This window comes from Nocardia sp. 852002-51101_SCH5132738 (genome assembly GCF_001665695.1).
Lineage (GTDB): Bacteria > Actinomycetota > Actinomycetes > Mycobacteriales > Mycobacteriaceae > Nocardia > Nocardia nova.
This window is the reverse complement of sequence record NZ_LZML01000151.1, coordinates 1-22,118: the sequence shown is the minus strand read 5'-3', so window position 1 is coordinate 22,118 and position 22,118 is coordinate 1. Positions and strand designations below refer to the sequence as shown.

The following is a 22,118-nucleotide window of genomic DNA, read 5'->3' as shown; positions in this document are numbered from 1 at the left end:
GGGAGAGTAGGACACCGCCGGAACATACATTCAGGTAAGGCCCCCAACCAGCAGGTTGGGGGCCTTACCCATATACGCCCCTTTTTGTTCGGCGCCGCCGCTACACCGGATTTTCGTCCGGATCCGCGACTCGTCGCCCCCGGCCACTCGCGATGCGCGCGCGGGCCGGGCAAGTGGGGAAGCGTTCGTGTCGCGTGATTGAATTTATGGTGGTTGCAGACGGGTGCCGGCGGACGGCGCGGTCTGCATGTCATCACCGGCTGCTCGTGCCGGATCAGAGAAAGGTAACGCTGTGTCGGAGCATGACGACGGTAGGAGACCCTTCCGCCGTGGCAGTACCGGTCCGGACTCGGCCGGCTCCGGCACACCTGCCCATGACCGCGGAGAAGGGGAACGTCGCTCCGGAGGTTTCCGGCGCGGCGACGACACCAGCCGCTCGGGCGGATACGGCGCCCGTGACGACGATCGGCGCGGCGGTAGCGGGCGCGGCGACGACCGCCGTGGATCCGAGCGCGGCACCGGCGGTTACGGCCGCGGTGGAGACGACCGCCGCTCCGGTGGCTTCCGGCGCGACAACGATGATCGTCGTTCCGGCGGGTATGGGCGCGGCGACGACGACCGTCGCTCCGGTGGTCACGGGCGTGGTGGAGACGATCGCCGCTCGGGCGGCCATGAACGTGGCGGAGACGACCGCCGCTCCGGTGGCTTCCGGCGCGACAACGACGATCGCCGTTCCGGTGGTTACAACCGCGGTGGAGACGACCGCCGTTCCGGTGGTTACAACCGCGGTGGAGACGACCGGCGCTCGGGTGGTTACAACCGTGGTGGCGACGATCGCCGCTCGGGTGGATACGGCCGCGGCGAGGACGATCGCCGCTCGGGTGGTTACAACCGTGGTGGGGACGACCGCCGTTCCGGTGGTTACAGCCGTGGTGGCGATGACCGTCGTCCCGGTGGTTACAGCCGTGGCGGGGACGACCGTCGTTCCGGCGGTTACAACCGTGGTGGCGACGACCGGCGTTCCGGTGGTTTCGAGCGCGGCGGCGACGATCGCCGCTCCGGGGGATACGGTCGCGGTGGTGACGATCGCCGCTCGGGTGGGTTCCGGCGTGACGAGGGCGATCGGCGGTCCGGCGGCTACGGGCGCGGCTCGGATGATCGCCGAGGCGGATTCCGGCGTGACGAGGGTGGCCGGCGACCGGGAGGTCCGAGCGGCCGTGGGGATCGTCCGGGTGGTTACGGCCGGGGCGAGGGTGATCGGCGCGGCGGGTTCCGGCGCGGTGGCGCGGATGCCGAGCGTCGATTCGGATCGGCGGACGAGGCCGACACCACCGCGCACACCGGAGAATCGGCGGAGGCCGGCGCGAACTTCGAGGACCGGGAGCCGCGGCGACGGGGTGGTGAAGGGGCGCGCGTCGGCGGTGAGAGCCGGGCGGGGCGGCCCGATGAGCCCGCGTTGCCGGACGATGTGCAGGCGAGCGATCTGGACGGCGCGGTGCGCCGCGATCTGCTGAGCCTCGACAAGAACAACGCCGAGGCGGTCGCCCGGCACCTGGTGATGGCCGCCCGGCTTCTCGACGAGGACCCGGAGCAGGCACTCGAACATGCGCGCGCGGCACGGCGCCGCGCCGGACGCATCGCGGTGGTCCGCGAAACCGCCGGTGTCACCGCCTATCACGCGGGTGAATGGGCCGAGGCCCTCTCCGAGTTGCGTACCGCGCGCCGGATGTCCGGCGGCTCGGGTCTGCTGGCGGTCATGGCCGATTGCGAACGCGGGCTGGGACGGCCCGAACGCGCGATCGAACTCGGCCGCAGCGACGAGGCGCGGGCACTGTCGGGCGACGAGGCGACCGAGCTGCGGATCGTCGTCGCCGGTGCGCGAATGGATTTGGGCCAATACGATCAGGCCGTGGTCACCCTGCAGACGCCGGAACTGGATCCCTCGCGCTCCGGTTCCGCCTCGGCACGGTTGTTCTACGCCTATGCGGAGGCGCTGCTCGCCGCCGGCCGGTCCGACGAGGCACTGCAGTGGTTCCTCAATGCGGCCGCGGCCGATGTCGACGGTGATACCGACGCCGAGGAGCGTGCCGACGAACTCGCGGACGCACAGGTCGACGACGACGTGGAGTAACTAGTGGCAGCATCGCTTCGGGAGAGCTTCGAGGCCCTCCTGCTGGATCTGGACGGCACGCTGTATCGAGGTGCGCAGGTGATCACCGGCGCACCCGCCGCTCTCGACGCCGGCGGTGGCGCGCAGAAGCTGATGTTCGTCACCAACAACGCCAGCCGGTCGGCTGGTGTGGTGGCCGCGCATCTGCGCGAATTGGGTTTCGGCGCAAGTGAATCCGAGGTCGTTACCAGCGCGCAGGCGGCGGCGCATGTGCTCGCCTCCCGGCTGGCCGCCGGATCCACCGTGCTGATCGTCGGCACCGACGACCTCGCGGCGGAAATCGAACAGGTCGGCCTGCAACCGATTCGGCGTTTCAACGGCGTGGCTCCCGCCGCGGTCGTGCAGGGGCATTCCCCGCAGACCGGATGGCCGGACCTCGCCGAGGCGGCCTACGCCGTGCGGGCCGGGGCCCTGTGGGTGGCCGCGAATGCGGATGCCACTCTGCCGAACGAGCGCGGCCTGGCGCCGGGCAACGGCGCGATGGTCGCCGCATTGCGAGCCGCGACCGACCAGGAGCCGGTGGTAGCCGGTAAACCCTATGCGCCGCTGCTCGAGGATGCGCTGGTCCGCGCGGCGACCCGCGACGTGCTCGTGGTGGGAGACCGTCTCGACACCGATATCGACGGCGCCCGGTGCGTCGGCCTGCCGTCGTTGATGGTCCTCACCGGCGTCAGCACCCTCGACGATCTGCGAGCCCGCCCCGCCGACCACCGGCCCACCTACATCTCCCGAACTCTCGACGCGCTGAATCACCCGGTGATCCGGCACGATTCTCCCGAGGGTGACACGGTCGACCACCTGGTCAGACTGTTGGACGAAAACCCCGGTCGCGCAATCGAATTGCTTCGGTAACTGTCCGGCTCACCGCGTTCACCACGGCCGAGTCGACGACTGCCCGATCCGCGCCGGGATCGTCGGTCAATCGCGGCGATCCTCGGCAGCTGTGAACGCTGCCGCGGTCTCGGGGAGGATGCCCAGGCGCCGGAGTAGTGGAGTGGCGGCAGCTCCGGCGCGGCGCCGGGTGATCGCCGCCGATTCGTGTGCGGCAGTGGGGATTTTGAGCCACCAGCATTCCAGCGGCCGGTAGTCGGCGGCGGGGGCGAGGCGTTCGGCGAGGTCCGGCCGCTGCGCCCACAGATAGCGGCGGGCGCGGGCGGCGTGCATGGGGTCGGAGGCGATCATGATGCGATCGGCTCGTTCCATGGCGGGAATGGTGAATTCGATGTTCTGCCACGTGGTTTCGGCCGATGTCTCCGTCCGGATTCGCTCGGGCGGAACACCGAGGTGAGCGCGGGTGTATTCGGCCATCACCGTCGCTTCGACCCAGGGGCCGTGCACGGCGCCGCCGGTGAAGATCAGGAATCCGTCGCGGTCGCGCGGCAGCGAGCGGGCGCCGATGCGGCATCGCCAGCGCTGCAGCGCGCGCGTCCGGCCGTCGGCGGCGGCCGGGTAGCCCAGCACCACCACCGCGTCCACACCGCCGGTTCGTGGTTCCCGCCGCGGTCCGAGCAATCGCCGAGATGCGCGCCAGTGGGCGTATTCGGCGGCGGCGACCACCGCGGCCGCCGTCGATGCCGCCGCGAGTGCGACGAACCGGACAGATCCCTGTCGTCGCTTACCTCCCACGCCGCCATTGTGCCAATACTCGCCGCGCCCCACCGGTCCTGGGGCTGCAGCTGTCGACGCAGGGCGGCCGGCGCCCGGCCGCTGGACGCCACCGTGACCTCCGTTTCACCCGTGCCGCCGCTTGCCTGTCCGTCGTGGAACTCCGGTAGCGTTGTCGGCACCATGACTACGCCCATTCCGCGTCCGCATCCGTCCGGTTTCTCCGGTCCTCGCCCGGGAGTTCCGCTGCCCGGGCAGCATCTCGCGGGAGGGACGGCGGAGTTCGCCGATCCGGAGCAGGTGCGGGCCGAGGTAGCGGCGCTGCTGGCGGAATTGCCCGGAGCGCGGCGCGTGAGCAGCGACGAAGCCGACGGGGTGGACCGCGCGGGAACCGATATCACCCGGCGGGCGCGCATTCTCGAACAGGCCCACGAGGTGCTGGTCGGCGCCCTGGCGACGGTGGACAAGATCTGAGGTGGCCAGGCGCGCGCGAGTGGACGCCGAACTGGTTCGCCGCGGATTGGCGCGATCGCGAGAGCACGCGGTCGAACTGATCGGCGCGGGCCGCGTCCTGATCAACGGTGCGGTCGCGTCGAAACCGGCGACCGCGGTCGAGCCGAATACCCCGCTGCTGGTGCGTGAGGAACCCGACGAGGTCCAGTGGGCCTCGCGTGGTGCGCACAAGGTGCTGGGCGCGCTGGAGGCGTTCGAACCGCTCGGGGTGAGCGTGGCCGGGAAGCGCTGCCTGGACGCCGGTGCGTCGACCGGCGGGTTCACCGATGTGCTGCTCGCCCGCGGCGCCCGCGAGGTGGTCGCCGTCGATGTGGGCTACGGCCAGCTGGTGTGGCGGCTGCGCAACGACGAGCGGGTCCGCGTGTTCGACCGCACCAATGTGCGCGCGCTGACGCCCGAGGCGATCGACGGACCGGTCGAACTGGTTGTCGCGGATCTGTCGTTCATCTCGCTGGCGCTGGTGCTGCCCGCGCTGGCCGCCTGCTGCACACCGGGCGCGGATCTGCTGCCCATGGTGAAACCGCAGTTCGAGGTCGGTAAACAGCGAGTAGGCTCCGGCGGTGTGGTGCGTGACCCGGCTCTGCGCGCCGAGGCGGTGACCGAGGTGGCCGCCGCGGCCGCCGAGCTGGGCCTGCGTACCCGCGGTGTGGTCGCCAGCCCGTTGCCCGGCCCGTCGGGCAACGTCGAGTATTTCCTGTGGCTGCGCAAGGACACACCGGACACGGATTCGGCCGAGACCGAATCGGAGCCCGATATCAGCGAATTGGTGCAGCGTGCGGTCGAGGAGGGGCCACAGTGAAGCGGGAGATCCTGCTCGTCGCCCATCCGGGCCGTTCCGAACTGCTCGAGACCGCGCATCGGGTCGCGAAGATCTTCGCCGACGCCGGAATCGGGTTGCGCGTCCTCGAGGACGAGGCCTACAGCACCAAGCTGGATTTCGACGACACCGGCGAACCCGACGGCTATCCGGTGCGGGTGGTGCCGCACGGTCCCGAAGCCGCGGTCGGCTGCGAGATGGTGCTCGCGCTCGGTGGCGACGGCACCTTCCTGCGCGGGGCGGAGATGGCACACCCGGCCCGGGTTCCGGTACTGGGAATCAACCTCGGACGCATCGGTTTTCTCACCGAGGCCGAGGCCGAACATCTGGACGACGCGCTGGCCCAAGTGGTGCGCGGCGATTACCGCATCGAGCAGCGGATGACCGTAGATGTCAGTGTCCGCGTCGATGATGTTGTCGTGGAACGCGGATGGGCCCTCAACGAGGCCAGTATCGAGAATGCCGCCCGGATGGGCGTGCTGGAGGTCGTCCTCGAAGTCGACGGCCGCCCGGTGTCGCAGTTCGGTTGTGACGGCGTGCTGATCGCGACACCCACCGGCTCCACCGCCTATGCCTTCTCCGCGGGTGGTCCCGTGGTGTGGCCCGAACTCGAGGCGCTGCTGGTGATTCCCAGTAATGCGCACGCACTGTTCGCACGGCCGCTGGTGACCAGCCCGGAGTCGCGGATCGCGGTGGAAACCGTTGCGACAGGCCATGATGCGATCGTCTTCCTGGACGGCCGGCGTACGCTGGCATTGCCGCGGGGTGGGCGATTCGAAGCGGTGCGCGGCGCCGAACCGGTGCGGTGGGTGCGGTTGGATTCCGCCCCCTTCGCCGACCGGATGGTGCGCAAGTTCCGCTTACCCGTGACAGGCTGGCGGGGCCGGCGGCCGGAACGGCCGTGCGCGCCGGAGTCGGCCCGCACCCCCACCGAGCAACCCGGCTCAGGCGATAGCGAACACCGCCGAACGGAGAGCACACGTGCTGACAGAGATCAGGATTGACGGCCTCGGCGTCATATCCACCGCCACCGCGCAGTTCCACGAGGGACTGACCTGTGTGACCGGTGAGACCGGTGCCGGCAAGACGATGGTGGTCACCGGACTGCATCTGCTCGGTGGCGCCCGCGCGGACGCCGGACGGGTGCGTCAGGGCGCGCAGCGGGCCGTGGTCGAGGGCCGGTTCACCGTCGAGGACGTGCACGACAGCGCCCGCGACGAGGTCGAGAAGGTGCTGGAATCCTCCGGCGCGCAACGCGACGACGACGACAGTGTCATCGCGGTGCGTACCGTCGGCAGCGACGGGCGTTCCCGCGCCCATCTCGGTGGCCGCAGTGTGCCGGCCGCGGTGCTGTCGGATTTCACGGCGCCGCTGCTGACCGTGCACGGGCAGAACGACCAGCTGCGACTGCAGCGTCCCGATCAGCAACTGCAGGCCCTGGACCGGTTCGCCGGCGATGCGGTGGCCGGGCTGCTGCGCAAATATCAGCTGGCCCGCCGCACCTGGCTGCAGGCTCGCGCCGAGCTGCTGGAACGCACCGCGCGCAGCCGTGAACTCGCCCTCGAGGCCGATCGGCTGCAGCATTCGCTGAACGAAATCGATTCGGTCGCACCGGAACCCGGTGAGGACGAGCGCATCGTCGCCGAGGTGCTGCGGCTCGGCGATCTGGATTCGCTGCGAGAGGCGGCCGGCGCCGCCCATGCGGCCCTCGCGGGTTCCGGCGACGGTGAGGGCGCCGGTGCGCTGGACGCGCTCGGTGGTGCGCGGGCCCGGCTGGAATCCAGTGACGATCCGGCGCTGACCGCGTTGGCGCCGCGGCTGGGGGAGGCCATCGCGGTGGTGGTCGATGTGACCACCGAGTTGAGTTCGTATCTGTCGGATCTGCCGTCGGATCCCGCGGCGCTGGACAGCCTGCTCACCCGCCAGGCGGAACTGAAATCGCTGACCCGCAAATACGCACCCGATGTCGACGCGGTGATCGCCTGGGCCGACGAGGCGCGCACCCGCCTGGCCTCCCTCGACGTGTCGGAGGAGGCGCTGGCGGCGCTGGCCGCCGAGGTGGAGACCGCGGCCGGGCAGGTGCGGGAGACGGCGAAGAAGTTGACCGCCGCCCGGCGCAAGGCCGCCCGCAAACTCGCGACCGCGGTGAGCGCCGAATTGAGCGGACTGGCGATGGGCCGCGCCAAACTCGAGGTGGAGGTGCGGCCGCTGGCGGCGGCCGCGCAGGACAGTGCGCCCATCACCGTCGAGGGGGCGGAGCTGCATGCCGGCGCGTCCGGTGTGGACGAGGTGGAATTCCGGCTGTCTGCCCACTCCGGCGCGCAGTCGCTGCCGTTGAGCCGCAGTGCGTCCGGTGGTGAGCTCTCGCGCGTGATGCTGGCGCTGGAAGTGGTGCTCGCGGCCTCCGAATACGGCTCGACCATGGTGTTCGACGAGGTCGACGCCGGTGTCGGCGGCCGCGCCGCGGTGGAGATCGGGCGACGGCTGGCGCGGCTGGCCCGCACCCATCAGGTCATCGTGGTGACTCATCTGCCGCAGGTGGCCGCCTTCGCCGACACCCACCTCGTGGTGGACAAGGTCGACGACGGCAAGGGCGTCAACAGCGGGGTGCGGGCGCTGACCACCGACGAGCGGGTCGTCGAGCTGGCTCGCATGCTGGCCGGTCTCGACGACACCGAGACCGGCCGCGCCCACGCCGAGGAGTTGCTGGCCACCGCGCGGGCGGAGAAGGCCGACACCACCTCGGCGGCGGGCTGACGAGCTGCGAAGCGTCTACTTGGCGACGGCCTTCTTGGCGGCCTTGAGGAACGGCGAGATCAGGCCGCGCAGAAACAGTTCCGTCGCCTTGTCCGGCACCGGCAGCTTGGGCTCGGATTCCATCCGGTACGACACCAGGGTGCCGCCCGGGGCGTCGGCGAAGGTGATGGTGCCGACGTGCCGCTTCACCGGCGCACCGGCGATGATCCGGTATTCCATGCGCTCACCGGGAACCAGTTCGGTGGTCTCCTCGGTCACACCGATGCCGCCCACGCCCACCAGGTAGCGTGCACCGACGCCGGAGGCCTCGGGAGCGCCGGGCTGACGCAGCGTAATGCGCACGGGCAGATAGCCGTTGAGACTGTCGCGCTCGGCGAACAGCTTGTAGACGACGTCGCGCGGTGCGGGAATGACCGTGTCGACGGTGGTACTGGCCATGGCGTTCTCCTTCGGATGCAGTGAGCCGAAGCATATCGGTACCAGCGGCACCACCCGGCACGCCAGTCGACGTCGTGGAGGCGTGCGTTTGCTGGCCTCATGCCAGGGGATGTGATAGGACGTCGGCGCGCCTCCACCACAGGTTGAGAGTCGGCGTCCATTATCGGATGCCATGAAGATGCTGGCGCTGTTGTCGCGCAACACCGAAACGCTTCCCGGCGTCACCGGGATGGCCCGGGTGGACCGCAATACCCGGCGTCTGCTCAAGCGGGTCGGGGCGGGCGATGTGGTGGTCCTCGACGAGATGGACATCGATCGCCTCACCGCTGACCGGCTCGTCCAGGCGGGCGTGGCGGCGGTGATCAATGCCTCGCCCTCGATTTCGGGCCGCTATCCGAACCTCGGCCCGGAAGTGCTGGCCGCCAACGGGATCGTGTTGCTGGATGCTGTCTCCGCCGACGTGTTCGGCAAGATCAAGGACGGCAGCAAGGTCCGCATCGATGCCGGCGTGGTGTATGCCGACAAGTTGACCAAGAAGGAACCGGAGGTTCTGGTCGAGGCCATCGAGCTCACCGATCAGGTCATCGCCGAGCGGATGATCGCGGCGCGCAACGGGCTGGCCGACCATCTGGAAGCCTTCGCCGGCAACACGACCGAATACATCCGGACCGAAAGCGCGATGCTGATCGACGGTCTCGGGGTTCCGGCCCTGGATCTGTCGATGCGCGGCCGCCATGTCGTGGTGGTGGCCGACGGCGTGGACAGTCGTGACGACCTCAAGGCGATCAAGCCGTTCGTCAAGGAGTACGCGCCGATTCTGGTCGGTGTCGGGCGCGGCGCCGACATCCTGACCAAGGCCGGATATCGTCCCGATCTGATCGTCGGCGACCCGGAGGAAATCACCGCGAGCTCGCTGAAATGCGGTGCCGAGCTGATACTTCCGGCCGATACCGACGGGCACGCCAAGGGGCTGGAGCGAATTCAGGACCTGGGTATCGGCGCCACCACCTTCCCGTCCTCGGGATCGGCGGCGGATCTGGCGCTGCTGCTGGCCGACCATCACGGGGCCGCGCTGATCATCACCTGCGGGGCGCCGGCCTCGCTCGACGACTTCTTCGATCGCAGCCGCCGCGAATCGGCTCCGGCGATGTTCCTGACCCGGCTCAAGGCGGGACCGAAACTGATGGACGCCAAGGCCGTCGCCACCCTGTATCGGCAGGGCAACTCCGGCTGGGCGACCGCACTGGTGGTGCTGGCCGCGCTGATCGCGCTGATCGTCGGACTGCTGGTGTCCTCGCATCTGGGCAGCGATGTGCTCGATTGGCTGGATTCGGCGTGGCGGCAGTCGCAGGACTGGCTCCATCGACTATCGGACCGTCGGGGGTAGAGAAAGCAGTGGGTTCCATGCGTCGGCTCGTCGTTTCCCTGGCCGCGATCTTTCTGGCATTGGCGGTGGGTGCGGCGCTCGGCGCCGTCGTCCGCCAGGGTGGTCCGGGTGACGGTGACGATCTGGCTCAGCGCAACGACGCGCTCGCGGCGGCCAACGGGCAACTCGAGCGGCAGGTCGGTGCGGCCGACGACTTCATCGCCCGGTCGGCGGGCCGCATCCTGAACGGAACCCTCGCCGATCACACGGTGCTCGTATTCACCACCCCCGATGCCGACGGCGGTGACGTCGACGCGGTGACGGCAGCCCTGACCACTGCCGGGGCGAAGGTCACCGGGCGGGTCGCGCTCACCGACGCCTTCGTCGACGCGTCGCAGGGCGACCGCCTGCGGACCGCGGTCACGAATATGATTCCCGCCGGCGCTCAGTTGCAGACCGAGGCGGTGGATCAGGGCAGCCTCGCCGGTGATCTCCTCGGCCTGGCGTTTCTCACCGACCCCGCCGACGGCGCCGACCGTGCCACCGCGCAGGAACGCGGGCTGATCGTCGACACCCTGCGCAACGGCGGCTTCCTCGCCGCCGGTGACTTCGCGCCGGCCCAGTTGGCCGTGGTGGTGACCGGGTCCGGCGCGCGGGCCGACCACAACGGCCAGGGATCGATCACGGCGCATTTCGCCGGGGCGCTGCGCGGACGCGGGGCGGGGCTGGTGCTGGCGGGGCGGGCCGGTTCCTCGGACGGATCGGGGCCGATCGCCGAGGTGCGCCGCGAGAACCGCCTCGACGCGACGGTGTCCACGGTCGACAACGTGGACCGCGAAACGGGCCGGGTCACAACGGCTCTCGGCCTCGCCGAGCAACTGGGCGGCAAAACCGGTCACTACGGCACCGGGCCGGAGGCGACCTCGCTGTCGGTGACCGCTTCTCCCGGCTGAGCGCGGCCGCCGCTGTCGACCGCGATCGGATGATCCGTCACGTCGGAGCGAGTGCCGGGCGATCGGTGCGTCCTGGGCGCCGCGTCATGGGGTTGCTGCGCTGAATGAGACGCAAGTGACAAACCGGCAGGACGACCTCCGACATTCCCCGCGTGGCATTCGTTTCGCAACCGTTTTTCGTGTTAGCGTGGAGTTCCGTGAGTCAATCGCGGATTCCGGCGCGTTCCCCCCATCAGACGGCCACCAAACACATCTTCGTGAGTGGCGGTGTCGCCTCCTCCCTCGGCAAGGGACTGACCGCCTCCAGCCTCGGCCAGCTGCTGACCGCCCGCGGATTGCGGGTCACCATGCAGAAGCTGGACCCGTATCTGAATGTCGACCCCGGCACCATGAATCCCTTCCAGCACGGCGAGGTGTTCGTGACCGAGGACGGCGCCGAAACCGACCTCGACGTCGGCCACTACGAGCGCTTCCTCGACCGTGATCTGTCGGGCTATGCGAACGTCACCACCGGGCAGGTCTACTCCACCGTGATCGCCAAGGAGCGGCGCGGCGAGTACCTCGGCGACACCGTGCAGGTCATCCCGCACATCACCGACGAGATCAAGAACCGGATCCTCGCGATGAGCGGTCCGGATCTGCAGGGCCAGACCCCGGACGTGGTGATCACCGAAATCGGCGGCACCGTCGGCGATATCGAATCCCAGCCGTTCCTCGAGGCCGCGCGCCAGATCCGGCACGAGGTGGGCCGGGACAACTGCTTCTTCCTGCACGTGACGCTGGTGCCGTATCTGGCGCCCTCCGGCGAGCTGAAGACCAAACCCACGCAGCACTCCGTCGCGGCGCTGCGCAACATCGGTATCCAGCCCGACGCGCTGATCCTGCGCTGCGACCGCGAGGTGCCGCAGGGGCTGAAGAACAAGATCGCGCTGATGTGCGACGTCGACGTCGACGCCTGCATCTCCACGCCCGACGCGCCGTCGATCTACGACATCCCGAAGGTGCTGCACCGCGAGGGCCTCGACGCCTACGTGGTGCGCAAGCTCGGCCTGCCGTTCCGCGATGTCGACTGGACCGTCTGGGGCGATCTGCTGGACCGGGTGCACAACCCGCGCGAAGAGGTGACCGTCGCGCTGGTCGGTAAATACGTCGACCTGCCGGACGCGTATCTCTCGGTGACCGAGGCACTGCGGGCCGGTGGTTTCGCGGCCAAGGCCAAGGTGAACATCCGCTGGGTGCAGTCCGACGAATGCGAGACTCCGGAGGGCGCGCAGCATCACCTCGGCGATGTCGACGCGGTGCTGATCCCCGGCGGCTTCGGCATTCGCGGCATCGAGGGCAAGGTCGGCGCGATCCGGTTCGCGCGCACCCGCTCGATTCCGCTGCTGGGGCTGTGCCTGGGACTGCAGTGCGCGGTGATCGAGGCCGCCCGTTCGGTGGGACTCGAGGACGCCAACTCCGCCGAATTCGAGCCGGAGACAACGCATCCGGTGATCTCCACGATGGCCGACCAAGCCCAGGCGGTCGCCGGTGAGGCCGACCTCGGCGGCACCATGCGACTGGGCGCCTATCCGGCCGTGCTGGAGAAGGGCTCGGTCGTGGCGCAGGCCTACGGCACCACCGAGGTGTCGGAGCGGCATCGGCACCGCTACGAGGTCAACAACGCCTATCGCGACAAGATCGCCCAGAGCGGTCTGCGATTCTCCGGTACCTCGCCGGACGGGCATCTGGTCGAGTTCGTGGAGCTGCCGGCGAACGTACATCCGTACTTCGTCGCGACCCAGGCGCATCCGGAGCTCAAGAGCCGGCCGACCCGGCCGCATCCGCTGTTCGCCGGACTGGTCGACGCGGCGTTGAAATACAAAGGCGCCGAACGGCTTCCGGTGGAGATCTACGGCGAGGAGGCCGATGAGGCCGAGCGAGTCGCGCAGTGAGCGAACCCGGTAACCACAACTTCCGCGTCGTCGGCACCGAGACCGTGTATTCGGGCGCGATCGTCGCGCTGCGGCGGGATCAGGTCGAGATGCCCGGCGGGCGGATTGCCGAACGCGAGGTGGTCGAGCATCACGGCGCGGTCGCGATCGTCGCCCTCGACCACGACGGCTCGGTGGTGCTGATCAACCAGTATCGGCATCCGATCGGGCGGCGGTTGCTGGAGTTGCCGGCCGGCCTGCTCGATCAGGCCGGTGAGGATCCGCTGGCGGCCGCGCAACGCGAACTCGCCGAGGAGACCGGTCTGGCGGCGCGGGAGTGGTCCACGCTGGTGGATGTGGTGCTGTCGCCGGGGTTCACCGACGAGGCACTGCGCATCTATCTCGCGACCGGGTTGTCGGACACCGATCGGCCGGACCCCGAGCACGAGGAAGCCGATCTGTCGATCGTGCGGATGTCGCTGCAGGACGCGGTGACCGCCGCGCTGTCGGGCCGGATCGAGAACGCGACCGCGGTGGCCGGTGTGCTGGCCGCGTCGGTCGCGCGGGCGAACGGCACGACGCTGCGGCCCGCCGACGCGCCGTGGCCGGGTATGCCGACGCAGCTGCTCGATCGGAAGGCCGCCGAACACGCACGGGCCTGATGGACAACCGGCCGGGTGCCTCACCTCACCCGGCCGTACTCCTCGGGCACGTGCGAACTGTGTTTCGTGCGAACGAATGTCGCCGCCGGCTGTCATGATGACACCGTGAATGTCGCTGTTCCCGCCGCCCCGGCGGTCGTTGTGCCGCTACCGGTCGGGTGAACGCGTGGTGGAGCGGCAGATCCAGGCCTATCTCGACCATCTGACGGTCGAGCGCGGCGCGGCGAGAAATACGCTCAGCGCCTACCGGCGTGATCTGCAGCGATATCAGGAGTTTCTGAAACAGCGCGATATCGGTGATCTGGACCGGGTGACCGAGAACCAGATCGCCGATTTCGTCGTCTCGCTGCGGGCGGGTGGCGAGGGCTATCCGGCGCTGGCCGCCAGTTCGGCCGCCCGCGCACTGGTGGCGGTGCGCGGCCTGCACCGGTTCGCGGCGGCCGAGGGACTGACCACCGGGGATGTCGCGCACGGTGTGAAGCCGCCGACTCCGGCGCGGCGACTGCCGAAAGCGCTTCCCTACGAAGATATTTCCCGGCTGCTCGAGGCCGCGGGCGGGGGAGACGACGCCGGTTCCGGGGGCGGGCCGCGCGGACTGCGGGATCGGGCCATGCTGGAACTGCTGTACTCCACCGGCGCCCGGATCTCGGAGGTCGTCGGACTCGACGTCGACGATATCGACACCGCCGGGCGCTCGGTCGTCCTGCACGGTAAGGGCGGTAAACAGCGCATGGTGCCGATCGGGCGGCCGGCGCTGGCGGCAATCGACGCCTATCTGGTTCGGGGCCGGCCCGCGCTCGGCGCCCGCGGCAAGGGCACCCCCGCCCTGTTCCTCAATGCTCGCGGCGGCCGGCTCTCGCGCCAGAGCACCTGGCAGGTGCTGCAGGACGCGGCCGATCGGGCCGGGATCGGCGCCGCGGTGTCGCCGCACACGCTGCGGCACTCGTTCGCCACCCACCTGCTCGACGGGGGCGCCGACGTGCGTGTCGTGCAGGAGTTGCTGGGGCACGCGTCGGTGACGACCACGCAGATCTACACCCTGGTCACGGTCAATACACTGCACGAGGTGTGGGCCACCGCGCATCCGCGGGCGCGGTAACGCGCCGGCGGCGGCAACCCGATATCGGGTGCGGATTGCCGCAAAGGGTTTCCCAACACCCCCTCGAGGCGACAGAATGCGGAGTTGGTGCCGTGAGGACACGGTGTTGTGGCACGGGTAATGACACAAGTGCGCAACGATCGGGGGCGTTCCCCAAGCGTGTCCGATCGGGGGTCTTGCGCTCGGAGGCGGTAGCGTCTATTGCGGTGGTCCGGTACATCGGCGTCCGGTGTAGCGATCGCCCGCTGTTCCGCAGCGCGCGGCGGGGCAACGAGCAGGAAAACTGAAGGAGCAGCGGACATGACGACAGCCGGCCCGGCCGAGCCGCCGAACAACGCTGCGGCAGAACCGCTTTCGAATATCCGAACCGGCCTCCGAATCGAACAGGCGGCCCGCAGACTCTGGGAGGCGAACGACATCGTGGCGGACGGTACCGAACTCGGCCCGACCGGACGCCCGCTGCGCGACATTCCCGAACCACCCCCGTCGTCGCGCAACGGTGACGCCCTGATCGTCGCCATGTGCAATCAGAAGGGCGGCGTCGGCAAGACCACCTCCACCATCAACCTCGGTGCCGCGCTCGCCGAATACGGCCGCCGGGTGTTGCTGGTCGACCTCGACCCGCAGGGAGCACTGTCGGCGGGACTGGGCGTGGCCCACCACGACCTGGACCTGACCGTGCACAATCTGCTCGTCGGCGGCCGGGCGAGCGTCGACGACGTGCTGCTCAACACCAAGGTCGACGGGATGGATCTGCTGCCGAGCAATATCGACCTCTCGGCGGCGGAAATCCAGCTGGTCAACGAGGTCGGCCGGGAACAGACCCTCGGCCGCGCGCTGGCACCGCTGCGCGACCGCTACGACTACATCCTCATCGACTGCCAGCCGTCGCTGGGTCTGCTCACCGTCAACGCGCTGGCCTGCGCCGACGGCGTGATCATCCCGATGGAATGCGAATACTTCTCCCTGCGCGGGCTGGCGCTGCTCACCGACACAGTGGAGAAGGTGCGGGACCGGCTCAACCCGCGGCTGGCACTGTCGGGCATCGTGGTGACTATGTTCGATGCGCGATTGCTGCACTCCCGGCAGGTGATGGCCCGGGTGGTGGAGGTGTTCGGTGATCTGGTGTACGACACCGTGATCAACCGGACCGTCCGTTTCCCCGACGCCAGTGTCGCCGGTGAGCCGATCACCACCTGGGCGCCGAAATCCGGTGGCGCGGAAGCGTATCGGGCTATGGCACGGGAAGTCATCCACCGGTCGGGCCGGTGAGCGAGGCCGGACCACCGGCTGCCGAGGTCGTACCGGAAAACAAGCCCGACGGGTTCCACCTGCGGCTGAGCAATTTTCAGGGGCCGTTCGACCTGTTGTTGCAGCTGATCAGCCAGCGGCGGCTCGATGTGACCGAGGTGGCGCTGCACAAGGTCACCGACGAGTTCATCGCCTACACCAAAGAGCTCACCGCGAGCCTGGAACGCGATCCGACGCTGCGGGCGGATCGGATTCTCGATCAGACCACCGAATTCCTGGTGGTCGCCGCGACCCTGCTCGACCTCAAGGCCGCCCGGCTGCTGCCGTCCGGTGAGGTTACCGATGCCGACGACCTGGAACTGCTCGAGGCGCGCGATCTGCTGTTCGCGCGGCTGCTGCAGTATCGGGCGTTCAAACAGGTCGCCGAACTGCTCGGTGAGCTCGAGGCCGCCGCATTGCGCCGGTATCCGCGGGCGGTGTCGCTCGAGGAACGCTTCCTGGACCTGCTGCCGGAGGTGAGCCTCGGCGTCGACGCGGCGGGTTTCGCCGATATCGCCGCGGCGGCGTTCCGCCCCCGGCCGCGGCCGACGGTCGGACTGGACCACCTGCACGCCCATGCCATCTCCGTCGCCGAACAGGCCGCGCTGGTCTTGGAGATGCTGAAGAAGCGCGGGGTGGGAGAGTGGTCGACCTTCCACGAGCTGTGCGCCGATTGCGAGATGCCGATCCAGATCGTCGCGCGCTTTCTCGCGCTGCTCGAGCTCTACCGGGGCAAGACGATCGAATTCGACCAGCCCGACCCGCTCGGCCCGCTGGCGGTGCGCTGGATCGGCGACGACGCCGAGGGCGCGCCCGCCGAGCCCGTGACAATCGATGAGGATTACGGATGATGTCGCACGGTGAGCAGTCGATGGATCACGCGGATGCCCGAGACGAAGCGGCCGCCGTAGCCCCGGCGGGCGATGCCGCGATCGGACAGACCGGCCGTTCCGAGGTCGTGCCCTCCTCGGCCGATTCGTCGGGGCGTGGTGATGATGCGGCGGTCGCGCCTGCCGCGGACGATGCCGCTCGGACCGCCGCTGACGAGGTCGCGCCCGCTGGTGTCGACGCTGCGCACGATGCTGGTACCGAGTCGGGTGTTCCGCGAACCATCGTTGGCGCGTCCGGCGTTGCGGAGGCCGTAGGGAGTGGGCCGAGCGGTGATGCCGAGCATCCCCGCCAGATGCGGCCCGGGGCGGAGAACGACGCGGACGAGGAGGAGGTTGCCCGTCCGCTCGACGACCAGGAGTTGCGGTCGGCGCTCGAGGCGATGCTGCTGGTGGTGGATGCGCCGGCGTCGGTGGAACTGCTCGCGGCGGCGGTCGACGACGCGCCCGCCCGGATCGAGCGGGTGTTGCGCGAGATGTCGGCGGAGTGGACCGCGCGGGGCAGTGGAATCGATCTGCGCTACGTGGGCGACGGGTGGCGTCTGTACACCCGGACCGAGTACGCGCCCTACGTCGAACGTATGCTGTTGGACGGGGCGCGGTCCAAGCTCACCAGGGCCGCTTTGGAAACCTTGGCGGTTATCGCCTATCGTCAACCGGTTACGCGAGCACGAGTGAGTGCCGTGCGCGGGGTGAACGTCGACGGCGTGATCCGCACCCTGGTGGCGCGGGGACTGATCGCCGAGGCGGGCGCCGACGTCGATACCAACGGCACCCTCTACGTCACCACCGAACTGTTCCTGGAACGGATCGGGCTCGCGTCGCTGGCGGAACTTCCGTCGCTGGCGCCCCTGCTACCGGGCGTCGACCTGATCGATGAGATCAACGAGAGCCTGGAGACCGACCCCCGGTACACCAAGCTGAAGAAACCCGCCGAATCGGATATCGATCTCGGCACCGAGGATTGACCGGATCCGCAGCGGATCCTGTCGACTGATCAGAGGACCACGTGAATACACCCGCTCGCCGAGATGGCACACCGGACCGTAGGAAAAGACACAGCGACCCGCCTCGTGGCGGCGGACGCGCGGCACGAGGGGCGGCCGGACGCGCCGACCGCAGCGATGACAGACGGGGCGACCGCTACGGGCGCCGGGACGACAGTTACGGCCGCGGCGACACACGTGGGTCGCGACCCGGCCGCGAGGACGACCGTTACGGCCGCGGGGGCGAGAGCTACGGCCGCGGTGGTGACCGGTCCGGCCGCGGAGACGACCGTTACAACCGTGGCGGCGAGAGCTACGGCCGCGGAGACAGCGCCGGACGGGGTTCGCGGTCCGAGGGTGGCTACAGCCGGGGCGACCGGTTCGCTCGCGGCCAGGCGGCCGGGGACGCGCGCGGTGACTCGCGATACGGCCGTGGCGATGCCCGCCCCTCGCGCGGCGATTCACCCGCCGGCTCGCGGGATCGCGGCACTGCCGCCGGTCGCCCTCGCGCGGGCGCCCCGAAGCCGAAGAAGCGCAAGACTCCGCCGACCGTGCTGAGTTTCGCCAAACCCGCCCGCCACCAGCATGTCGAGGCCGAGCAATCCGGTCCCAAGAAGTTGCCGTGGGGTGAGGGCGAACGCCTGCAGAAGGTGCTCGCCAAGGCCGGCGTGGCCTCGCGCCGCGCGGCCGAAGAGCTCATCGAACAGGGCCGCGTCGAGGTCGACGGCGCGGTGGTGCGCGAACAGGGCCTGCGCATCGATCCCGATACGGCCGTGGTGCGGGTAGACGGCGTTCGCGTCGTGGTTCGCGACGAACAGGTCTACCTGGCGCTGAACAAGCCCAAGGGTTTCCAGTCGACGATGTCGGACGAACTGGGCCGCCCCTGCGTCGGCGATATCGTCGCCGAGCGGGTGATGGCCGGTCAGCGGCTGTTCCACGTCGGCCGCCTCGACGCCGATACCGAGGGCCTGCTGCTGCTCACCAACGACGGCGATCTCGCGCATCGGCTGATGCATCCGTCGTTCCAGGTGTCGAAGACCTATCTCGCGACGGTGCAGGGTGAAATGCAGCGCGGCGTCGGTAAGCAGTTGCGTGACGGCGTCGAACTCGAGGACGGCCCGGCGAAGGTCGACAAATTCCAGGTGCTCGAGGTCGCCGAGGGCAAATCGCTGGTCCGGGTGATCCTGCACGAGGGCCGCAAGCACATCGTGCGGCGGTTGCTGGCCGAGGTCGGGTACCCGGTGATCGCGCTGGTTCGCACGCATATCGGGCCGGTCGCGCTGGGCGATCAACGGTCGGGCACCCTGCGAGTGCTGGGCCGCGACGAAATCGGGAAGTTGTACGAGGCGGTGGAGTTGTGAGTGGTGTGGACATGCTGGACGATCGGATCCGAGGAGGCCGTGACGTGGTGGAATCCGGCATCGGCGACGACGGCATCCCTGGCGCGGAACTCGTCGTCGCCATGGACGGCCCGTCGGGCACCGGCAAGTCGAGTGTGTCGCGCCGTCTCGCGGCGCGGCTCGGCGCCCGCTATCTCGACACCGGCGCGATGTATCGCGTCGCGACACTGCGGGTGCTGCGCAGCGGTGTCGAGCTGACCGATCCCGCCGAGATCGCGGCCGCGGTCAAGGATCTGCCGCTGACCATCGGCACCGATCCCGGCCACGAGCTGATCGAACTCGACGGCGAGGACGTCTCGGCCGAAATTCGCGGCGACGCGGTGACCAAGGCGGTCTCCGCCGTCTCCGCGGTGGCCGAGGTGCGGACCCAACTCGTCGCCTTGCAGCGTGAGATCGCGGCCGCGGCCGGGCGGATCGTGGTCGAAGGCCGCGATATCGGCACGGTCGTGCTGCCCGATGCCGACGCCAAGATCTATCTGACCGCGTCGGCGCAGGCCCGCGCGGCGCGGCGCAATCAGCAGAACATCGCCGAAGGCCGCGGCGACGATTACGACGCGGTGCTCGCCGATGTGCAGCGCCGCGACAATCTGGATTCCACCCGCGCGGTATCGCCGCTGCGCCCGGCCGCGGACGCGGTGCAGGTCGACACCAGCGAGCTGAGCATGGACCAGGTCATCGACGAGCTGTACCGGGTTGTGGCGCAGCAGATTACGGTGGGAGAGCGCAGATGAGCCCGAGTGTGACACCGAGTTCGAATTCCGACACGCTCGCCGGCGACGGCATCTGGACCGACGAAACCGATTGGGAGATCGCCGATTTCGAGGGCGATGCGGACGCGCACGAGCATGTGCCGATGCCCACCGTGGCCGTCGTCGGCCGCCCGAACGTCGGCAAATCGACGCTGGTGAACCGGATCCTGGGCCGCCGCGAGGCGGTCGTCGAGGACATTCCGGGCGTCACCCGCGATCGGGTGTCGTACGAGGCGAGCTGGGCGGGGCGCCGCTTCCTGGTGCAGGACACCGGCGGCTGGGAACCCGACGCGAAGGGTCTGCAGCAGGCGGTGGCCCGGCAGGCCGAACTGGCGATGCAGACCGCCGATGCGATCCTGCTGGTCGTGGACGCCACCGTGGGTGCGACCGCGACCGACGAGGCGGCGGTGAAGGCGTTGCGGCGCTCCAAGACTCCGGTGATCCTGGTCGCGAACAAGGTCGACGGCGAGAAGGCCGAAGCCGATGCGGCCGTGCTGTGGTCGCTCGGGCTGGGAGAGCCGCGGATGGTGTCGGCGGCGCACGGTCGCGGTACCGGCGACCTGCTCGACGATGTGCTCGCGGTGCTGCCGGAAACTCCGCGCGAGGGTTCCGGGGGAGGGGGCCCGCGGCGAGTGGCCCTGGTCGGTAAGCCGAATGTCGGCAAGTCCAGTCTGCTGAACAAGCTGTCCGGTGACGAACGTTCCGTGGTGCACGATGTGGCCGGAACGACGGTCGACCCGGTCGACTCGCTGGTCGAATTGGGCGGCAAGACATGGCGTTTCGTCGATACCGCGGGCCTGCGCCGCAAGGTCGGCACGGCCGACGGAACCGAGTTCTACGCCTCGTTGCGCACCAAGGCCGCCATCGAGGCCGCCGAGGTCGCGATCATGCTGATCGACGCCTCCGAACCGATCACCGAACAGGATCTGCGTGTGATCGGCATGGTCGCCGATGCCGGCCGCGCCCTCGTGCTCGCGTTCAACAAGTGGGATCTGGTCGACGAGGATCGCCGCTACCAGCTCGAGCGTGAGGTGGAGCGCGAGCTGGTGCGGGTGCCGTGGGCGCAGCGGGTGAACATCTCCGCGCACACCGGCCGCGCGGTCCAAAAGCTCGTTCCGGCAATGGAAACCGCACTCGAATCCTGGGATCAGCGGATCCCCACGGGCCGGCTCAACACCTGGCTCAAGGAGGTCATCGCGGCGACGCCGCCGCCGATGCGGGGCGGGCGATTGCCGCGCGTGCTGTTCGCGACCCAGGCGACCACCCGGCCGCCGACGTTCGTGCTGTTCACCACCGCATTCCTGGAGGCGGGCTACCGCCGTTTCCTGGAGCGCCGCCTGCGCGAGGAATTCGGTTTCGACGGTTCCCCGGTGCGCATCTCGGTGCGGGTGCGCGAGAAGCGGGATCGCTCGAAGAAGTAGTGGAAGTGCCGGTGCGGGCGGATGTTTCGTCCGCACCGGACATCCCGCCGGCTTCCGGCCTTGGGGAGTTCTGCCAAAGGTGTCTGTCGGCATTCTTCATTGCCTCACGGACATATGCGCATTGAAACATGTTTGGGCGACATGTCCCGGGCAGGCCCGACTTCGTCGCAGCAACGCCGACTTTCATGAAGAGGCATCGACCGAGCCGACCTGTGGCATCGCGGCCGCCCGCAAGGTGCGGGGGAATTGCGTTGTGGGCGGGTCGGACTCGTTGTGGGCGAGTCGGACGCTGCCGATTACGCCGTTTCGGTCGCGGTGTGAACCACATCACGCTACGGTGAATCCGCTTGGCCCACAATCGAAGAGGTTTGCCATGTGGAGCATCGCCGTACTGTCGGTCATCGCCGCCGCCCTCATCGCCGCCGGATTCTCCGCCGGGTTCCCGGACAAGTAGGCCGCGGGAGATCGTGGTTCGTTCCGGTCGCTGAGAATTTCACAATCAGCGACCGGGCGGCCTGCCGGCGAATGGCTGCGCCCGAACGCGTGCGGAGACGCGGGCGATGCGGGTGCATGGGCGGCCGAGAATCCCGATGCGGTGCGAGCGGTCGGATCTCCGCGCACTCGATCCGGTCGCGGCGGCGCTCGTCGTAGGCGCCGACCGGACTCGATGCGGATCTGTCGCTGGTCGGAGCCTCTGTTTCGGCGGCCGAGCCGGGGCCGGTGGCGGCCACTGCGCGGCTTGCACGTGCAACGAGGGCCGGATGCACCGGTTGGCCGACGGTTTGTCGGGAGTTCGCCGCGGGCGTCGGTGGGCCGACGCCGGACGCCTTCGCCGCATGACCGCTCGGTATGTCTGTTATGCGAGACCGGTCGGTCGGAAATAAACATCACATTTCAGTAACGGCGCCGAATGGGTGGTCGATACGGGCGTGACACGCGCAGTGCGGCGGACCCCGGCGAGGCCGGGGGTCGGGGTGGCGGCACTGGGCACCGTCGCGCCCGTATCGACCACCCATTCGGGGCCGTTTCTGAAATGTGATGTTTATTTAAGACCGACCGGTCTCGCAGAACAGACATACCGAGCGGTCATGC

The 22,118-nt window shown here is 69.3% G+C and carries 19 protein-coding genes and 1 pseudogene; 17 read left to right on the top strand and 3 right to left on the bottom strand.

The window, feature by feature from the left end; all coding sequences use genetic code 11:
- Window positions 1–1,111: 1,111 nt before the first annotated feature.
- Window positions 1,112–2,131 (top strand): annotated as a pseudogene (locus tag A5789_RS36810) (hypothetical protein); the annotation flags it as partial.
- A 3-nt stretch (window positions 2,132–2,134) separates the two neighbouring features.
- The gene (locus tag A5789_RS23000; RefSeq protein WP_064907003.1) at window positions 2,135–3,022 is read left to right on the top strand and encodes an HAD-IIA family hydrolase; all 888 of its coding nucleotides are present in this window, start codon (window positions 2,135–2,137) and stop codon (window positions 3,020–3,022) included.
- Window positions 3,023–3,088: 66 nt separating this feature from the next.
- On the opposite strand, the gene A5789_RS22995 is transcribed toward A5789_RS23000, so the two are convergent.
- Window positions 3,089–3,796 (bottom strand): YdcF family protein, encoded by a 708-nt coding sequence (locus A5789_RS22995; protein WP_082940897.1) that lies wholly within the window; start codon window positions 3,794–3,796, stop codon window positions 3,089–3,091.
- 162 nt (window positions 3,797–3,958) lie between these two features.
- On the opposite strand from A5789_RS22995, the gene A5789_RS22990 reads away from it, so the two are divergent.
- Genes A5789_RS22990 through recN form a run of 4 tightly spaced genes read left to right on the top strand, consistent with a single transcriptional unit; the run spans window position 3,959 to window position 7,862 of the window.
- A complete protein-coding gene (locus tag A5789_RS22990; protein ID WP_064907001.1) occupies window positions 3,959–4,249 on the top strand; it encodes a hypothetical protein in 291 nt (96 codons plus the stop codon).
- Between the two features lies 1 nt (window position 4,250).
- Window positions 4,251–5,087 carry a TlyA family RNA methyltransferase gene (locus tag A5789_RS22985; protein WP_030518950.1) on the top strand — a complete coding sequence of 279 codons (837 nt, stop codon included), beginning with the start codon at window positions 4,251–4,253 and terminating at the stop codon, window positions 5,085–5,087.
- Window positions 5,084–6,109 (top strand): NAD kinase, encoded by a 1,026-nt coding sequence (locus A5789_RS22980; protein ID WP_082940896.1) that lies wholly within the window; start codon window positions 5,084–5,086, stop codon window positions 6,107–6,109. The genes A5789_RS22985 and A5789_RS22980 overlap by 4 nt, the downstream gene beginning before the upstream one ends.
- Window positions 6,087–7,862 carry a DNA repair protein RecN gene (recN, locus tag A5789_RS22975; protein WP_064907000.1) on the top strand — a complete coding sequence of 592 codons (1,776 nt, stop codon included), beginning with the start codon at window positions 6,087–6,089 and terminating at the stop codon, window positions 7,860–7,862. The genes A5789_RS22980 and recN overlap by 23 nt, the downstream gene beginning before the upstream one ends.
- A 15-nt stretch (window positions 7,863–7,877) precedes the next feature.
- Here recN and A5789_RS22970 read toward each other — a convergent pair whose 3' ends face one another.
- A complete protein-coding gene (locus A5789_RS22970; RefSeq protein ID WP_030518953.1) occupies window positions 7,878–8,300 on the bottom strand; it encodes an SRPBCC family protein in 423 nt (140 codons plus the stop codon).
- A 172-nt stretch (window positions 8,301–8,472) separates the two neighbouring features.
- On the opposite strand from A5789_RS22970, the gene steA reads away from it, so the two are divergent.
- The 7 genes from steA (at window position 8,473) to A5789_RS22935 (ending at window position 16,434) form a co-directional block, all read left to right on the top strand.
- Window positions 8,473–9,687 (top strand): putative cytokinetic ring protein SteA, encoded by a 1,215-nt coding sequence (gene steA, locus A5789_RS22965; RefSeq protein WP_036524839.1) that lies wholly within the window; start codon window positions 8,473–8,475, stop codon window positions 9,685–9,687.
- 17 nt (window positions 9,688–9,704) lie between these two features.
- Window positions 9,705–10,619 carry a copper transporter gene (locus tag A5789_RS22960; protein WP_228795337.1) on the top strand — a complete coding sequence of 305 codons (915 nt, stop codon included), beginning with the start codon at window positions 9,705–9,707 and terminating at the stop codon, window positions 10,617–10,619.
- A 197-nt stretch (window positions 10,620–10,816) separates the two neighbouring features.
- Complete coding sequence (locus tag A5789_RS22955) at window positions 10,817–12,553, top strand: CTP synthase (RefSeq protein ID WP_064906999.1); 1,737 nt, start codon at window positions 10,817–10,819, stop codon at window positions 12,551–12,553.
- The gene (locus tag A5789_RS22950) at window positions 12,550–13,194 is read left to right on the top strand and encodes an NUDIX hydrolase (RefSeq protein ID WP_063018186.1); all 645 of its coding nucleotides are present in this window, start codon (window positions 12,550–12,552) and stop codon (window positions 13,192–13,194) included. Before A5789_RS22955 ends, A5789_RS22950 begins: the two co-directional genes overlap by 4 nt.
- Window positions 13,195–13,303: 109 nt before the next feature.
- A complete protein-coding gene (xerD, locus tag A5789_RS22945; RefSeq protein WP_064906998.1) occupies window positions 13,304–14,293 on the top strand; it encodes a site-specific tyrosine recombinase XerD in 990 nt (329 codons plus the stop codon).
- 300 nt (window positions 14,294–14,593) lie between these two features.
- The gene (locus A5789_RS22940; RefSeq protein ID WP_082857394.1) at window positions 14,594–15,565 is read left to right on the top strand and encodes a ParA family protein; all 972 of its coding nucleotides are present in this window, start codon (window positions 14,594–14,596) and stop codon (window positions 15,563–15,565) included.
- A complete protein-coding gene (locus tag A5789_RS22935) occupies window positions 15,562–16,434 on the top strand; it encodes a ScpA family protein (RefSeq protein ID WP_051756303.1) in 873 nt (290 codons plus the stop codon). The genes A5789_RS22940 and A5789_RS22935 overlap by 4 nt, the downstream gene beginning before the upstream one ends.
- Here A5789_RS22935 and A5789_RS22930 read toward each other — a convergent pair.
- The gene (locus tag A5789_RS22930; protein WP_064906997.1) at window positions 16,425–16,757 is read right to left on the bottom strand and encodes a hypothetical protein; all 333 of its coding nucleotides are present in this window, start codon (window positions 16,755–16,757) and stop codon (window positions 16,425–16,427) included. The two genes, A5789_RS22935 and A5789_RS22930, sit on opposite strands and share 10 nt — an antisense overlap.
- Before the next feature lie 9 nt (window positions 16,758–16,766).
- Between A5789_RS22930 and scpB the strand changes: the two genes are divergently transcribed.
- The 4 genes from scpB to der all read left to right on the top strand — a co-directional run bounded on the left by scpB (window position 16,767) and on the right by der (window position 21,026).
- On the top strand, window positions 16,767–17,438 hold the full coding sequence (scpB, locus tag A5789_RS22925) for an SMC-Scp complex subunit ScpB (RefSeq protein WP_063018180.1): 672 nt from the start codon (window positions 16,767–16,769) through the stop codon (window positions 17,436–17,438).
- Between the two features lie 41 nt (window positions 17,439–17,479).
- Window positions 17,480–18,817, top strand: coding sequence for a pseudouridine synthase (locus tag A5789_RS35875; protein WP_082940895.1), 1,338 nt, complete (start codon window positions 17,480–17,482; stop codon window positions 18,815–18,817).
- Window positions 18,818–18,918: 101 nt separating this feature from the next.
- Window positions 18,919–19,587, top strand: a complete 669-nt coding sequence (cmk, locus tag A5789_RS22915) for a (d)CMP kinase (RefSeq protein WP_063018201.1) — start codon at window positions 18,919–18,921, stop codon at window positions 19,585–19,587.
- The gene (der, locus tag A5789_RS22910) at window positions 19,584–21,026 is read left to right on the top strand and encodes a ribosome biogenesis GTPase Der (RefSeq protein WP_064906996.1); all 1,443 of its coding nucleotides are present in this window, start codon (window positions 19,584–19,586) and stop codon (window positions 21,024–21,026) included. Before cmk ends, der begins: the two co-directional genes overlap by 4 nt.
- Window positions 21,027–22,118: the final 1,092 nt, after the last annotated feature.

Coding starts and splice junctions, on each gene's coding strand:
- A5789_RS22990 (WP_064907001.1), top strand. CDS start 3,959: ATGACTACGCCCATTCCGCGTCCGCATCCGTCCGGTTTCTCCGGTCCT.
- A5789_RS22970 (WP_030518953.1), bottom strand. CDS start 8,300: ATGGCCAGTACCACCGTCGACACGGTCATTCCCGCACCGCGCGACGTC.
- steA (WP_036524839.1), top strand. CDS start 8,473: ATGAAGATGCTGGCGCTGTTGTCGCGCAACACCGAAACGCTTCCCGGC.
- A5789_RS22960 (WP_228795337.1), top strand. CDS start 9,705: ATGCGTCGGCTCGTCGTTTCCCTGGCCGCGATCTTTCTGGCATTGGCG.
- xerD (WP_064906998.1), top strand. CDS start 13,304: ATGTCGCTGTTCCCGCCGCCCCGGCGGTCGTTGTGCCGCTACCGGTCG.
- A5789_RS22940 (WP_082857394.1), top strand. CDS start 14,594: ATGACGACAGCCGGCCCGGCCGAGCCGCCGAACAACGCTGCGGCAGAA.
- A5789_RS22930 (WP_064906997.1), bottom strand. CDS start 16,757: ATGCTCGGCATCACCGCTCGGCCCACTCCCTACGGCCTCCGCAACGCC.
- scpB (WP_063018180.1), top strand. CDS start 16,767: ATGCGGCCCGGGGCGGAGAACGACGCGGACGAGGAGGAGGTTGCCCGT.
- cmk (WP_063018201.1), top strand. CDS start 18,919: ATGGACGGCCCGTCGGGCACCGGCAAGTCGAGTGTGTCGCGCCGTCTC.
- der (WP_064906996.1), top strand. CDS start 19,584: ATGAGCCCGAGTGTGACACCGAGTTCGAATTCCGACACGCTCGCCGGC.